Annotated in this window: 18 protein-coding genes; 11 read left to right on the forward strand and 7 right to left on the reverse strand. The window is 40.4% G+C overall.

From position 1 onward, the window contains the following. Positions 1–157: 157 nt before the first annotated feature. Entirely contained in the window at positions 158–490 is a 333-nt protein-coding gene (locus KO02_RS12550; RefSeq protein WP_038698791.1) for a hypothetical protein, read from the reverse strand. Positions 491–633: 143 nt separating this feature from the next. On the opposite strand from KO02_RS12550, the gene KO02_RS12555 reads away from it, so the two are divergent. From KO02_RS12555 to KO02_RS12580, 7 genes are all read left to right on the forward strand, one after another. Then, positions 634–1,137, forward strand: coding sequence for a DinB family protein (locus tag KO02_RS12555; protein WP_038698793.1), 504 nt, complete (start codon positions 634–636; stop codon positions 1,135–1,137). Positions 1,138–1,250: 113 nt separating this feature from the next. Next, positions 1,251–1,403, forward strand: a complete 153-nt coding sequence (locus tag KO02_RS23795; RefSeq protein WP_158500289.1) for a hypothetical protein — start codon at positions 1,251–1,253, stop codon at positions 1,401–1,403. Beyond that, complete coding sequence (locus tag KO02_RS12560; protein WP_038698795.1) at positions 1,387–1,770, forward strand: DoxX family protein; 384 nt, start codon at positions 1,387–1,389, stop codon at positions 1,768–1,770. The genes KO02_RS23795 and KO02_RS12560 overlap by 17 nt, the downstream gene beginning before the upstream one ends. Then, entirely contained in the window at positions 1,767–2,417 is a 651-nt protein-coding gene (locus tag KO02_RS12565) for a YdeI/OmpD-associated family protein (RefSeq protein WP_038698797.1), read from the forward strand. The genes KO02_RS12560 and KO02_RS12565 overlap by 4 nt, the downstream gene beginning before the upstream one ends. Position 2,418: 1 nt before the next feature. Then, positions 2,419–2,739 (forward strand): ArsR/SmtB family transcription factor, encoded by a 321-nt coding sequence (locus KO02_RS12570; protein WP_038698799.1) that lies wholly within the window; start codon positions 2,419–2,421, stop codon positions 2,737–2,739. A 1-nt stretch (position 2,740) separates the two neighbouring features. After that, positions 2,741–3,205, forward strand: coding sequence for an SRPBCC domain-containing protein (locus KO02_RS12575; protein ID WP_038698801.1), 465 nt, complete (start codon positions 2,741–2,743; stop codon positions 3,203–3,205). A gap of 7 nt (positions 3,206–3,212) precedes the next feature. Next, complete coding sequence (locus tag KO02_RS12580; protein WP_038698803.1) at positions 3,213–3,794, forward strand: YdeI/OmpD-associated family protein; 582 nt, start codon at positions 3,213–3,215, stop codon at positions 3,792–3,794. Positions 3,795–3,891: 97 nt separating this feature from the next. Here the strand turns inward: KO02_RS12580 and KO02_RS12585 are convergent, their stop codons facing one another. Continuing rightward, positions 3,892–5,196, reverse strand: coding sequence for a DUF2931 family protein (locus KO02_RS12585; RefSeq protein ID WP_038698805.1), 1,305 nt, complete (start codon positions 5,194–5,196; stop codon positions 3,892–3,894). 237 nt (positions 5,197–5,433) lie between these two features. On the opposite strand from KO02_RS12585, the gene KO02_RS12590 reads away from it, so the two are divergent. Then, positions 5,434–5,637 (forward strand): hypothetical protein, encoded by a 204-nt coding sequence (locus KO02_RS12590; RefSeq protein WP_038698807.1) that lies wholly within the window; start codon positions 5,434–5,436, stop codon positions 5,635–5,637. Positions 5,638–5,735: 98 nt separating this feature from the next. Here KO02_RS12590 and KO02_RS12595 read toward each other — a convergent pair whose 3' ends face one another. The 3 genes from KO02_RS12595 to KO02_RS12605 form a co-directional block, all read right to left on the reverse strand. Continuing rightward, on the reverse strand, positions 5,736–6,806 hold the full coding sequence (locus KO02_RS12595) for an SDR family oxidoreductase (RefSeq protein ID WP_038698809.1): 1,071 nt from the start codon (positions 6,804–6,806) through the stop codon (positions 5,736–5,738). Positions 6,807–6,904: 98 nt separating this feature from the next. After that, positions 6,905–7,486, reverse strand: a complete 582-nt coding sequence (locus KO02_RS12600; RefSeq protein ID WP_038702627.1) for a Crp/Fnr family transcriptional regulator — start codon at positions 7,484–7,486, stop codon at positions 6,905–6,907. A gap of 145 nt (positions 7,487–7,631) precedes the next feature. Further along, positions 7,632–7,841, reverse strand: coding sequence for a hypothetical protein (locus KO02_RS12605; protein WP_038698811.1), 210 nt, complete (start codon positions 7,839–7,841; stop codon positions 7,632–7,634). A gap of 419 nt (positions 7,842–8,260) precedes the next feature. Here KO02_RS12605 and KO02_RS12610 point away from each other — a divergent pair, with 419 nt between their 5' ends. Then, entirely contained in the window at positions 8,261–9,091 is an 831-nt protein-coding gene (locus tag KO02_RS12610; protein WP_038698813.1) for a helix-turn-helix domain-containing protein, read from the forward strand. 4 nt (positions 9,092–9,095) lie between these two features. Next, entirely contained in the window at positions 9,096–10,193 is a 1,098-nt protein-coding gene (locus KO02_RS12615) for an MBL fold metallo-hydrolase (RefSeq protein WP_038698815.1), read from the forward strand. A gap of 22 nt (positions 10,194–10,215) precedes the next feature. Here KO02_RS12615 and KO02_RS12620 read toward each other — a convergent pair whose 3' ends face one another. Both KO02_RS12620 and KO02_RS12625 read right to left on the reverse strand, forming a co-directional pair. Beyond that, on the reverse strand, positions 10,216–10,602 hold the full coding sequence (locus tag KO02_RS12620; RefSeq protein ID WP_038702628.1) for a VOC family protein: 387 nt from the start codon (positions 10,600–10,602) through the stop codon (positions 10,216–10,218). Between the two features lie 193 nt (positions 10,603–10,795). After that, a complete protein-coding gene (locus tag KO02_RS12625; protein WP_038698816.1) occupies positions 10,796–11,560 on the reverse strand; it encodes a hypothetical protein in 765 nt (254 codons plus the stop codon). A gap of 483 nt (positions 11,561–12,043) precedes the next feature. Between KO02_RS12625 and KO02_RS12630 the strand changes: the two genes are divergently transcribed. After that, positions 12,044–13,882 (forward strand): right-handed parallel beta-helix repeat-containing protein, encoded by a 1,839-nt coding sequence (locus KO02_RS12630; protein ID WP_051959908.1) that lies wholly within the window; start codon positions 12,044–12,046, stop codon positions 13,880–13,882. Positions 13,883–14,023 lie beyond the last annotated feature (141 nt).

Here is a 14,023-nt window from a genome sequence, read left to right on the forward strand (position 1 = left end):
CAAAGTTAAATTAAAACAGTTTGACATCAAACTTTTATAGATTATTTTTTATACCTAATTTCAATAAAAGGACACAATAATTATACAATTAATTCATTAGCCATTACATATAGCTGCAAAAAATAATATAATTAACTCTCGGTAACAATTCCTTCTCTCAAATAAAGAAGCTTACTATTCGCTGCACCCCTACTCCACTGCCTGTACCAAACAGTTTCCCTAATTCCATAGTTGGATGCCTATATTTCAAAAACTCCCAGATACGGGCCAAATCCACAAGTCGTTGATCAGTAAAATTTTCCCAATCTTTCGTACCCCTAATTTGGCGGCTTGCCATATTTTCGAAATAGACTTTGGGATCTATTCTAAGCATGGCACTTACATAAGAGCTATTCGTTACATTTTCTCGTTTGACTACGGCAGACACTCGAATGGAATCGCCCTTTAAATTAGCAGGCATCATCTTCCTCACACCTGCGGCCGGAACCATTACTTTTCTTTAAGCTCTCCACACGAAGCGACCCTTTTCCAGCATAATAAATATCTTCATCAATACTATTCCTGATCGAAAACCTTTTTGCAATCTGGGATGTTATAAAACTGCACTCATTTTTAACAATAAAACTCCAAGATATGATACTCCAATATCTCAGCATCGAATTTGAAAGCGAAGTAAAGAACACCCGGAAACTACTTAACGCTGTACCCGGAAAAGATCTTGCTTACAAACCGTCAGAATTTTCATGGACCATGGGTGAATTGGCCCAGCACATCGCTACCATTTATTATTGGTATGTAGGTGCACTCACGCAAGATGTATACGACCTAGCCACAGACCATATGGAACGCGGCGACCCCAATGACATCCAGGCGACCATTGATCTTTTTGAAAAAAACGTAGAAAAGGCCCGGATCGCTATAGAAGCCCTTAATGAGAAAAAACTATTGGATGACTGGACCATGAAAATTGGCGAACGCGTTGTAATTGGGCCCCTGCAAAGAGGGATCGTCTCCCGAAGTTTTTTATTTAATCACCTGTATCACCATCGTGGCGAACTGATCGTTTATTTACGCGCAACGGGAAATAAAGTCCCTGGCCTATACGGCCCAACCTACGAAGAAAGCAACAAGAAGTAACGCTACGCCACCGCAGTATTTTAAAAAAAACTGTTTTTTTAAAAAATTAGTTGCGTAGTTAAATAGCTACACTTATATTTGTAGTCAAATGACTTCACAATAATGAGCACACGATGAAATCATCAATTTTTAAAGAACTCGCATTGTCCCAGACGATAATGAGCACTCGCTATACGCTAGCGTTCATGCTCGTATCATCACCATTTTGGGAACAAACCGTTACGATGACATACCAACACTTACACACTTATGAAAAAGAGACATAAAATAACATACTGGTTCTTTACCCTTTGGTTAAGTCTTGGTATGGTATCCACAGGGATCATACAGATTATCCATTTGGATGAAGAAGTCGATAAAATAAAAGAATTGGGTTATCCCCCCTATTTTCTGACCATCATTGGCATCTGGAAATTATTAGGAGTGGCTGCTGTCCTTCTTCCCAAGTTCCCCTTGGTAAAAGAATGGGCGTATGCAGGTTTTTTCTTCTTAATGACCGGAGCTATTTTTTCACACCTTGCAATAGGTGATAAATCCAGCACCTATTTTGGTCCCGCGCTGCTACTTGTATTGACAATCGTATCCTGGTATTACAGACCAGCTGCCCGTAAAATCTCGAGTTATAAACGATGAAGATAGCATTGAACCCAGGAGTAGATCAATATTTGATGGACGGCTGTATGCGCTGCAAATATGGCGGTACACCACAGTGTAAAGTCAATGACTGGAGAAATGAGTTGGAATTGCTCCGTCAGATCGTTCTGGAATCAGGCTTAAAAGAAGAGATAAAATGGAGTGCCCCCGTATATACCCACCATGGGAAAAACATTGTTGCCGTTGCTGCATTAAAACACTCGGCCAATATAAGTTTTTTCAAAGGTGTCCTATTGCTTGATAGCCACAAAATCCTAACACAACAGGGCAATCTACAATCCGATAGAATCATCAAATTCACCAATACCAAAGAAATCGAACGTTTAAGAAATGTGTTGACATCCTATCTGAAGGAGGCTATAACCATAGAAGAAAATGGACAGAAAGTAGCGTTCAAGAAAAATCCAGAACCCATACCCGACGAATTATTGCAGGCTTTCGAGCAGGATGCCAACTTAGAAGCGGCCTTTTACAGATTGACACCTGGACGACAGAGAGGCTATATCATTCATTTTTCGCAACCTAAACAATCACAAACACGAGTGGGTAGAATTGAAAAAAATCGGCAGCAGATTTTAAACGGAGTAGGATTAAACGACAGATACACAACGATAACAAAACCATAAAATGAATTTAAGACGGGACGTATTTCAGGCCATTGCCGACCCTACAAGAAGGGCCATCCTCTTGTTACTTGCTTCACAGGCGATGACAGCTGGCGCCATTGCGGCCAACTTTAATACCGCACGCCCCACAGTTTCTAAACACCTGCAGATCTTGACCGAATGTGAACTCCTGAAATCCGAACAAAATGGAAGGGAAATCACGTACCACCTCAATCCAAATAAAATGAAAGAAATTGCCGATTTTATCGAGCCTTTCACTAAAATGTGGGACGACAAGTTCAATAGCCTGGAGGCGGTAATGAAAAACTATAAAAGCCAATAAAATGGAACGGAAAACAAAAGTCGCTGCAGAAGACAGCAAACAGGAAATTATCATCACCCGGGAATTTGACCTACCCGTAACCTTACTCTTCAAAGCTTACGAAGAGCCCAAGCTTTTCGAACAGTGGATGGGAACGAAGGTCTTGAAAATGGAAAATAAAAAACACGGCTCTTATGCCTTCGAGACCTCGCATAATGGACAGGTGGTTTTCCGTGCCAATGGCACAATGCACGAGTTCGTACCCAACCAAAAGATCACACGGACATTCGAAATGGAAGACAGCCCATTCCCAGTGCAACTTGAATATTTAACTTTTGAGGCGCTAACGGCCGAAACCAGTAAGCTCACTATGCATATCATTTTCAAATCTGTTGCGTTCCGCAATCAATTATTGCAGATGCCCTTCGCTCAAGGGCTCAATATGGCACACAACAGAATACAAGATATCGTTGAACATCTAAAATAAGACCACCATGAACACAGCAGCAACAGAATTTTTTGAAAAAGCTAAAAAATGGAACGAAGAATTCCTTTTATTACGTGATATCATCAGAGAAAATCCATCATTGGTAGAAGATTACAAATGGATGCATCCCTGCTATACCTATGAAGGGAAAAACGTCGTCCTTATCCATGGTTTTAAGGATTATTGTGCCCTCCTATTTCATAAAGGCGCATTACTAAAAGATAGCGAACATATCTTGATTCAGCAGACCGATAATGTCCAATCCGCAAGACAAATCAGGTTTACCCATATCGAAGAGATTCTGGCCCTAAAAACGACCATACAGGAATATATCAAAGAAGCCATCGAAATTGAAAAATCAGGAAAGAAGATTGAACTCAAAAAAGTAAGTGACTATCCCCTTCCCGAAGAATTTCAACAAGCCCTGGAACAAGACCAAGAGCTCCATACAGCATTCTATGCCTTAACTCCTGGTCGACAAAAAGGATACTTATTCTATTTCAATCAAGCCAAACAGTCCAAAACAAGACAGAACCGTATCGAAAAATACTATCAACAAATAGTAGATGGAAAAGGGATTGATGATTAGCCATCTACCGAACTGCAGAGTATCTATATCTGATTCAATTTAATTAATTTGTCGTTCATTTTTTAGTTTTATTAATTTCCGTAGTCCCTTTCAAAATTTAATACCGTTTTAATTTTAATGTTAACGCTTCCACATCATTTTTAGCCGTTACCTTTTCTATTTCTCCCTGCTTATTGATTTCACAAGTAACGATTACCGCTATTTTTTGTTTATTTAATGTTAGTTTTTCAAAAGCTTTAAAGATATCCTCCTCATCCAATACAACATAGTCACGCTTGGTTTTACCATCACCTGATGTATATTTCAAAAACAAGGAAGCAGGTAACGCTTGCACTGGAAAATTCTTTTCTGACAATAAGCTATCCGTTATCGACAACTCTTCACCATTGAAAAAACCGACTTGTACTTCCGGATCATTCAGAGCCCCATTCTTGACAAACTGAAGACGCCATTCGTATGCTTGTCGATATTTTTTACGCCATTTATCATACGGGATCGGGTTATCCGCAGTAAGTACTTGCTCCACCCATTCATTTGACTTTCTTATACTTGCTAATTCCTCCTGGATCACTTGGCGTCTATCAGGCTCTATCTGCACACTATCCATTTTTTGTGCTTTATAAAAGCTCACTTCTATAGCCTTTCCCCAATTGCTCCCAACCCAAAGAGCCACATCTCCACCAGGTGCCAACCCTAAGGTTATTTCATCATATGTACCATGAAATAGGCCATTATGATTTTTTGCTTCAAATCCATTTTTAAACAAATTGGTTATTTTCTCCTTATCCAACGCCACGTTAAGTTTATAGAAGCTATTTTCTACCACCGAATACCAGGTCACATGTACACTGTCAGGCATCACCATTTTTCCCTGATCCTGGCTGATAAAAGAAGTTATTCCCAATCCCCATCGTCCATCATATAATTTATCATTAATATACGGCAACGCATTATTTCTGCTCCAAGAACCGATTAAAAATTGTCCCTGTACCACGCGTACAGGATAGCCTTCTGGGCATGATATCGCAGGTTCCCAATAGTATTTTTCCGAACTGCTCCATTTCCGCTCTACCGTCATTTCTCCCCGCGAAACCGTGGTCCCATTAAGAATCAATACGATATTGACGATTACTGCAATCAGGCAATATACACCGATAGTCCAATTTTGTTTCAAGGTCAATTCTTGACCTTTTTTACCCCTGCCGCACATGATAAGCAAAACGATAAAATGGAGTATAAACTGCGAAAAGAGAATCAGGACACTAAGAAGATTAGAAATACTAGCCCAGATACCGTGCGTTTCAAAGGCAACACCATCCCCCAGAAATAGGTAAAATAAAAAGCCAAAAGCAGTAATGCTGCCAGCAATCAGAAAAATTTTACGCAGGTGTAATACATTCATAGATTAATCATTATTCAGTTGAATAGTAAAATCAACTATTTACACTTTCCCTCATAAGAACAAAACATTAGTCGAGCTGCCCCTTCGGTTTAAGAAACAAAAATCTTAACATTGGCAGCAGTTTGGTAAGCCATGATATTTGGCCAAACTTTGCGTATCTTCATTGACTAAGACTGCAATCTTACCATTATAATAATCACCTATATTTTCATTCAGCAGCTTATCTGTCAGCAAACTGTGTCTAATATACAGAATATTATTATCCAACATTTAATAAATGACAGTAACAGTCTCCGCAACTTTAAATTTACTCATAAGAACAGTCAGGCAGATCAAGACGAAGGTTATCAAAAGACTACATATTCAGCCAATTACAATAAGCTCCCCGAAGTAATCAAAACACAAGTAGCACAGTTTTGGGAAAAATTGGATAAAGATTAAAAACATTACGCTTAGTCCTGTAAATTACGAAGCGTAATGCTGTTATTTCAAAAATGAATTATAAAGAAGCTAAGACCAGCTTTCTTTTTCCTTCCTTATTACTGTGGAATGATTTTTTCCTCGCGGAGTTGTTCAAATAATTGAATAAAGGAGTCTTCCGTATTTTGGTAAGCACTAAAACCCAATTTTCTACTATTGGCCATATCCACCATCACCTCAATAGGTCTACCTAGATCAAGATCCGTGTGCCAAGGTGAAGCTAGCTGAAATAGTTCAGTATTGCTCAAACCATGTTGCTTAACGAGCTCTTCCCAAATACTGCCATCAGCAGCAAGCTGATCGGCCAGAGGTCTTACCGTTCCATTGAACCCTTCAAATCCAACACCGAAATATGTAGCAATACGTTCCCATAACCAATTCCATCGGAACACATCACCGTTCACAATATTAAATGGGATATTTTTAGCTTCCGGCGTTGTGGACGCCCAAATCAGTTGCTTAGCAAGTATCCTAGCATCAGTCACATCAGAGATACCGTTCCATTGCGCCTCAGAACCTGGCCATATCATTTTCGTACCTTTCTCCTTACAGATACTAGCATATACCGCAAGCGTTACACCCAGATTCATCAAGTTACCGATGGCATGTCCCACTACCGTATGTGGCCTATGGATACTCCATGAAAAACCATCGCGAGCAGCAATACGATAGACTTCATCTTCCTGCGCGTAGTAAAAATTAGGATATTCCAATCGGGGTTGTTCTTCACGGATCGGTGTAACCGGAAATATCCCAGAACCGACATAAGCTTCAAACGGACCTAAATAATGCTTAAGTCCCGTAACCAAAGCTACGTGTTCGACAGTCTTCTTTTCAGACAATACATCCAATAGATTACGCACCAACGAACTGTTGACCGCTATATTTTCAGCCTCAGAATCCTTTCGCATCCAAGTGGTAAAAAAAACGTGCGTAGGGTTTATTTTTTCCAGAGCGGTCTTCAGACTTTCTTTATCCAAGAGATCCGCTTTTATCGGGATGATACCATTGTTACTGCTGTTTGGATGACGGGCCAAACCATAAGTCTGCCATCCATTAGCCACAAGTTCCTGAGCTAAATTACTACCAGTGATGCCTGTGGCACCCACTACTAATGCAATTCTATCCATCTTTGTTCTTTATTAAATATTTCCAACAAAGTTACCCGAGTCAACGATCAAAGAAGTTGACCCCGGTCAAGAAATTCCATTGACCTATGTCAAAGGATTCAGTCGGTAGTTGCCATTCTCTTGCGGATCCTGCTCAGTGTTTCGGGCGCCAATCCAAGGTAAGATGCAACCAAATGTTGCGGTACACGTTGCATGATTTCCGGATTGGACTGCATCAATCTTTGAAACTTCTCCTCCGCCGTGAAGCTATTTGAACTGATCAGCCGCTCATCTTTTGTAATCAAACTATTCTGGTATAGGATCCGAAAATAGCGATCCATTACGGGTACTTCCAACATCAGCTGTTCATAGCCCTCACGCGATAACAGGAATAGCTCCGTATCTTCGACCGCATCGATATATAGCCGCGCAGGTTGCTGATTGATAAAGCTGTTAAAATCAGAGAGCCACCAGCCTTCCCAACCAAATAGACTGATGTGTTCATTTCCTTTTTCATCCAAGCGATAAGATTTGATAAGCCCTTTTTTCACGAATGAAATATGCGTGCAGATTGCCCCCTCTTCTAGGATGTATTGTTTCTTCCTTACTTTTTTGAAAGTAAAAAATCCAGCAATAACTGATTTTTCTTGATCAGATAAGGTTACTTTTTGTTCCATATGGGAAAATAATACTTCGAACATCTCCTTCATTTTATAGCCATTCCAAACATAGTTAATTTTGTTTTATAAATCATCATCCCTCATACCTTCATCCCTACCGCATTTATTTGGGGAAGACTCTAAAATACAACAAAAGCCGATCCTATACAGATTAACTTTTCACTTATTATAAATAACTCGCTCCTAACCGCGGCTGAAGGAATACCCGCGCACTTTGTTGCCCCGTACTATTTGCCGGAACAGCACCAGTCTCCTTTGATGGAATCTTCCGAAATGGTGCATCAAAACGAACATAAGCACCGGAAAACTCACCCAGCACAATACGCCAAACATGATCTTCAATGCTGCCAGCATGGCATTCAATGCTAAAATTCATGGGCTCAAAATCTAGCTGATCTTGGCATGTTCAAAAAAGTCTTTTTCGTTCAGTATTGTTATCAAGGACATCATCACACTATTTAATTTCAGAAGGATAAACTAAGCTAAACTTAGTTTATATACAATATTATCTGCCTAGTATTAAAAACAATTCGCGAACCTAATCACATATTACCCTTAAAACATGAGCTCCACAACAAAGTAACATTGAGCCGATGAACAAAACAGCTTGCTCCAATTCGCGCTACCTTTGAGAAAACAAAAAGCAATCAAAAATAGTTAATGATAAAAGACACGAAAAATATAAAAGAGATTTATATAGATGGGGCCCTCGGTTTGGAGGATTATTTAGGACCGAAAGCAATTTTATACTAATTGGATATTTTTCAATCATGTTATCCTAACTTTGTATCTTAGATGGAAGTAAAAAAAGAAAATAATCAGGCATCCGGCATCACCTACTCCTGCTACGCGCAAACAAGCAGAGCTGGAGAACACTTTGTTCAGGAATGCACGTTTATCTATCAGATAGCAGGTTCATTGATCCTGAACGATGGAAATCGGGAATACATATCCGATACGGGGGCCTTCCGCCTGGTCAGGAGAAATCAATTGTTGAAATTCATCAAGAAACCGCCAATAGATGGCCAGTTCCAATCCCTGACCCTTTTCTTGGATCAGCAGACTTTACGAGAATTCAGCCTCGAATACGGCCTAGTAGCCGAGCATAAAAAGGATGAAACACCCATTCTGGAAATAGAAGGGCATCCGCTTATCCAAAGCTACTTCCAGTCCTTAATGACCTATCATCGATCCGGTAGCTTTGACAATCCACAGTTGGTGGCCATCAAGATGAAAGAAGTCATCCTATTGCTGCTACATCTTCATCCTGAACTCAAGCACATCCTATTCGATTTTACCGAACCCCATAAAATAGACCTTGAGGCCTTTATGATCAAGAACTACCACTTCAATGTGCATTTGGAGCGGTTTGCCTATTTAACGGGCAGAAGCCTAGCCACCTTTAAACGTGATTTCGAGAAAATATTCAATACCACACCGGGCCGCTGGTTGCTAAACAAAAGATTACAGGAAGCTCATTACCTCTTAAAAGAAAAAGGAAGAGCGGCGTCCGATATCTATCTGGAATTGGGATTCGAAGATCTATCTCATTTTTCCTATGCTTTCAAAAAAGCCTATGGCGAAGCCCCCTCAAAAATCAAACATATCCATGTCCCGATTATCTAAAACTATGTTCACTTTACTTTCCATCATCGCCACGCTGGGCCTGACCCTATACTTATTTCTACAGCAACCAAAATTCGGAAAACTTCCAGAGGGTGCAAGATTAGAAAGGATCAAAAGATCGCCTAATTACAAAAACGGGAAATTTGTCAATTTCAGTCCCACCCCACAGATCGTAGAGGGTACCAGCTATACAAGCGTACTGTACGACTACTTCTTCAAAAAAATAGACAGAAAGCACCCCAAGAAAGCTTTACCAACCGTAAAGACAGACCTCAAGCATCTGCCCATCGACCAAGATATACTGGTCTGGTTCGGGCATTCCTCTTATTTCATCCAAATAGAGGGTAAACGGATTTTGGTCGACCCTGTTTTCAGCGGTAGCGTCTCGCCTATCCCCGGTACCAACAAATCGTTCAAAGGTACCGACAGCTATACCGTAGATGATCTTCCAGAAATCGATTACCTGTTCATTACACATGACCATTACGACCATCTGGATTATGAAACCATAATCCAGCTAAAAGGAAAAACAAATAAAGTAATCTGCGGACTTGGTGTAGGTGCACACTTGGAGTATTGGGGTTATCTGCCCGAAAGCATTATCGAAGGAGACTGGCACGAACGTATTCCACTTGACGATGGATTCATTGTCCATACGACTCCAGCACGTCATTTCTCGGGTCGGTCATTGCAGAGCAGCAAGACCCTTTGGATGTCCTATGTGTTGCAGACCCCAACAATAAAGATTTTTATCGGAGGCGATAGTGGTTACGACAGTCATTATGCTGCGATCGGAGAGAAGTTCGGCCCTATCGATCTAGCCATCATGGACAACGGACAGTATGACAAGACCTGGCGCTACATCCACCATTTACCCGAAGATGTACTTCAGGCTGCGCAGGATCTAAAGGCCAAACGCCTATTGCCGGTGCATCATTCAAAATTTGATATTGCTACCCATGCTTGGGATGAACCTTTAGTGCGGATCACCGAGTTAAATAAGACCGCACATATTCCCTTGATCACTCCGATGATTGGCGAAGCAGTCCGCCTGAAAGACGATCAGCAGCAATTCAAACAATGGTGGGTAGGACAACAATAAGGCATGCTGGAGCATGCCTTAATTACATATGGAATACGTTGAACCGATGCCCATCGGGATCGGCAAAGACAAAACCATAATAACCACTTCCAAACGCCTCGGGTTGGGAAATAAGCTTCCCGCCCGCAGCTTCGACCTCTTTTGCCCACTCGTCTGCCTGTTGGGTGCTTTCCGCCGCTATCGTAAAGATGATCTCGTTCGACTTGCTGGTATCCGTCATCTCCCCTTTCATTGCCTCTTGGAGGATGTCCTTCAAGAAAAAGTGAATGACAAAATTATGCTGCCCAAACAAAAAGCTCGTCAGATCATCCGATCTGCCATTGGATTTAAAACCCAATGCGGTATAAAAATCTGTTGTCCGATCTAAATCACTAACTGCCAAATTAGACCATATCATTTTTGGATTCATAACCCTATCTCCTTTTATTTTCCTACCTAAATTTAGTGAAAAAGTAACGGAGTTACGCAGTGAACGAGTAAATAGTGACGGAGTGACCATTAACGGAGTATTGAGTAACAAAGTGACTTAGTAACCAGTAACGGAGTAACCAGTAACGAATTAATCGTGTGCCATAAGCTAGCAGGAAGCGCAAAAGGTTTTCCTACTTATTCCAAAAACTATCTCTATTCCCAAACTTAAGCACATTACTTCTAAAATAACCATCTGTAATCCGCAATACTTTCTTCTCACTGCTATCAAATATATTCACCTCGAATTTCCCTTCTATTCTTACAAAATCAGTTCCCTGTAGATCAATGATTTTTAAGATTTCAAAATTTGCATCATTTTGAGCCACCTTACTAAATGTGGACTCTTGATTAAGTGTTTTCGTCGTATATGAGGTTCCTGAAAAGATAACATTATCGATTCTTACTTCAATTGCTACTCCCTCTTGTTGATTATTGCGCTGAAAATCCAAAGCATAATTATATTTACCTAAATGATAGAAACCGGTATCCTTCTTCGGCAAATACATCCAATCCTTCATTATTTCTGATTTTCTATAATTTTTTATATAGGTAAATCCAATATTGCCACCATCAACTTGCTTTTTATACATTGACGTATACTGCACAGAATCCGCAGCACCTATCCAATAGCGATTGCCTGCTGTAGAATACCATTCTGCTAAAGTATCACTCAATCTGTAATTTACTCCGCTATTTCCAAATCCTAAAGATGATATTGCACCTTTATTATCGGTAGTATAGGGTTTTCCATCCACTTTAAACGAAACACTGTCTGGAAGGTAAACAGGCCTTGCTTCTTCAAGCTCTACCATATCCGTTATGATAGGTTCTGTTTCTTTACAAGAAGCCGCAAATAATAGGGCAATGAAAGTTAAAAGGATAGTATATCTTTTCATGTATTAGATTATATTGAAAGACCAAATATAGATTTTATTTTTCCCAAAAGGGAGATATTTACCCTAAAAAAACAAAACTATCAAACCTAAATCTAACATTCTCTTTATCAAGCTGAAAAAATTATCATATTTAAAAACCCAAACAACAAGCAGTGAAAGAGTAACGGAGTGACTTAGTAACGAGTAACGGAGTAACGGAGTCAACCAGTGACGCAGGAACACCCTTCCTACAACAACCGATTGCATGTAGCCAAGAACCACAATTCTACCTTAGCACACGTAAAAAGCCACATTTCAAACCATCAAATCTTTTCCCGACGTAAGTATTAATCTGATTACAAACGGCAAATAAACCGCATATTTAGTTGCCATTTTTATGATAATCTGATCTATTAGGTTATGTTTGTATCGCTATATCGCGACATAAAAACTCGAATATAACAACCCTAAACAATTAAAAAACCGAACTTACTAATTATTAAAATGAAACATTGGTTCACTAAAAACATGTCGGTCGCTATGCTCGCTTTCATCAGCTTTCAGGCACAGGCAGGCTCAACACCTAAAGTCTACGACTTGTCCAAGTATGGCATTGTGCCAAACACCGGACAGAACAGTAGTGCCACCATCCAACAAGCCATTCAAAAAGTAGTTACCGAAGCTGGGAAAACCAATCCTATCGTAATCAAGTTCAAAAAAGGACGCTACGATTTCCATGCTGAAGGTGCACAGAAAAAAGTATATTACATCTCAAATCACGATCAGGACAATCCGAAAACTGTCGGCTTGGCATTGGAGCATATGGACAATGTGACCATCGATGGTCAAGGGTCCGATTTCATCTTCCATGGCCGCATGTTGCCGATCTCGCTGATCGAAAATCAAAATGTGAGCCTTAAAAATATCCATATCGACTTCGAGCAACCACAGATCTGCCAGGTCAAAATCTTGGAAAACGATGTTGCAGCAGGTGTGATCACCTACCAAACTGCACCTTGGGTAACGTATGCCATTAAAGACAGTACGTTTTACAATACGGGCGAAGGCTGGGAAATGAAACCTACATCTGGCATCGCCTTTGAAGAAAAAACCAAGCATATCGTTTATAATACCAGCGATATCGCCGTGGGTACATCACGTGTTATCGAAGTATCCAAAGGCATCATCAAAGCTCCTTGGAAAAACGAGAAACTGATCCCTGGTGCTGTCGTAGCGATGCGAAGCTGGCATAGACCCAATCCTGGTATTTTTGTGCATAAAGGCAAAAACACACGATTGGAAAACATCAGCGTTCATTACTCTGAAGGAATGGGCCTATTGGCACAGTTGACAGAAGATATCTACTTAGAGAAATTCAATGTATCGATGCGTGGAAAGAACGACCCGCGTTATTTCACGGCACAGGCCGATGCTACCCACTTCTCGGGCTGTAAAGGTGTCATCGTATCCAACAACGGATTATACGAAAACATGATGGACGATGCCATCAACATCCATGGTACGTACTTAAAGATCATCAAAAAAATAGATGACCATACCCTCCTTGCCCGCTACATGCAAGAGCAATCCTTTGGTTTTGACTGGGGATATGTGGGCGATTCGGTACAGTTCATCCAATCGAAAACAATGGAACTTTGGGACAATAAGAACAGTATCCAAGCCATCAAAGTGATCCGTGAAAAAGAAAGCGATCCGATCATGGACTTCGAAATCAAGTTCAGCAAAGCTTTAGATGCTTATATCGACCCTACTCAATTGGATATCGGTATCGAAAACCTAACGTGGACACCAGCAGTAGAGTTCAAAGGCAATACCGTGCGTAACAATAGAGCACGTGGCGCCCTGTTCAGCACACCACAAAAAACAGTAGTGGAGAACAATCTATTTGATCATACTTCAGGAACAGCGATCCTATTATGTGGCGATAGCAATGGTTGGTATGAGACGGGTTCTTGCCGTGACATCACGATCAAGAACAACAAGTTCATCAATGCTCTGACCAATATGTTCCAATTCACCAATGCCGTGATCTCGATCTATCCAGAGATTCCCGACCTGAAGAACCAGAAAAAATATTTCCATAGCGGTATCAAGATCGAAAACAACTATTTTGAGACTTTCGATAAACCGATCCTATATGCCAAATCGGTAGATGGTATCACCTTCCGCAACAATAAAATCAAAACGAATACAGAATATCCTGCATTCCACTGGAATAAAAATGCGATCTTATTTGAGCGCGTGGTCAATACAGACATCGAGAACAATACCATCGATGGCAAGCCACTTGAGCAGGCATTCCATGCTGAAATTAAAAAATAATACGCATTCCTAATAGCTTTATGCCAAAGGAAGGGCCAATGTCAACAAGACGTTGGCCCTTTCCTTTTCACCAAACTTGCCATTTCTATCTTACACAGCCTTATAAAGATAGACCAATGCTTTCCTACGATAGAAAATAGT

The sequence above is a fragment of the Sphingobacterium sp. ML3W genome (assembly GCF_000747525.1).
Classification (GTDB): Bacteria; Bacteroidota; Bacteroidia; order Sphingobacteriales; family Sphingobacteriaceae; genus Sphingobacterium.

Bases quoted from the DNA above. Each gene is read 5' to 3' on its own strand.
- KO02_RS12605 (WP_038698811.1), bottom strand. From the start codon at position 7,841: ATGAATTTTAGCATTGAATGCCATGCTGGCAGCATTGAAGATCATGTT.
- KO02_RS12610 (WP_038698813.1), top strand. From the start codon at position 8,261: ATGGAAGTAAAAAAAGAAAATAATCAGGCATCCGGCATCACCTACTCC.
- KO02_RS12600 (WP_038702627.1), bottom strand. From the start codon at position 7,486: ATGTTCGAAGTATTATTTTCCCATATGGAACAAAAAGTAACCTTATCT.
- KO02_RS12570 (WP_038698799.1), top strand. From the start codon at position 2,419: ATGAATTTAAGACGGGACGTATTTCAGGCCATTGCCGACCCTACAAGA.
- KO02_RS12575 (WP_038698801.1), top strand. From the start codon at position 2,741: ATGGAACGGAAAACAAAAGTCGCTGCAGAAGACAGCAAACAGGAAATT.
- KO02_RS12585 (WP_038698805.1), bottom strand. From the start codon at position 5,196: ATGAATGTATTACACCTGCGTAAAATTTTTCTGATTGCTGGCAGCATT.
- KO02_RS12620 (WP_038702628.1), bottom strand. From the start codon at position 10,602: ATGAATCCAAAAATGATATGGTCTAATTTGGCAGTTAGTGATTTAGAT.
- KO02_RS12615 (WP_038698815.1), top strand. From the start codon at position 9,096: ATGTTCACTTTACTTTCCATCATCGCCACGCTGGGCCTGACCCTATAC.
- KO02_RS23795 (WP_158500289.1), top strand. From the start codon at position 1,251: ATGAAATCATCAATTTTTAAAGAACTCGCATTGTCCCAGACGATAATG.
- KO02_RS12565 (WP_038698797.1), top strand. From the start codon at position 1,767: ATGAAGATAGCATTGAACCCAGGAGTAGATCAATATTTGATGGACGGC.
- KO02_RS12625 (WP_038698816.1), bottom strand. From the start codon at position 11,560: ATGAAAAGATATACTATCCTTTTAACTTTCATTGCCCTATTATTTGCG.
- KO02_RS12555 (WP_038698793.1), top strand. From the start codon at position 634: ATGATACTCCAATATCTCAGCATCGAATTTGAAAGCGAAGTAAAGAAC.
- KO02_RS12550 (WP_038698791.1), bottom strand. From the start codon at position 490: ATGGTTCCGGCCGCAGGTGTGAGGAAGATGATGCCTGCTAATTTAAAG.
- KO02_RS12595 (WP_038698809.1), bottom strand. From the start codon at position 6,806: ATGGATAGAATTGCATTAGTAGTGGGTGCCACAGGCATCACTGGTAGT.
- KO02_RS12560 (WP_038698795.1), top strand. From the start codon at position 1,387: ATGAAAAAGAGACATAAAATAACATACTGGTTCTTTACCCTTTGGTTA.
- KO02_RS12630 (WP_051959908.1), top strand. From the start codon at position 12,044: ATGAAACATTGGTTCACTAAAAACATGTCGGTCGCTATGCTCGCTTTC.
- KO02_RS12580 (WP_038698803.1), top strand. From the start codon at position 3,213: ATGAACACAGCAGCAACAGAATTTTTTGAAAAAGCTAAAAAATGGAAC.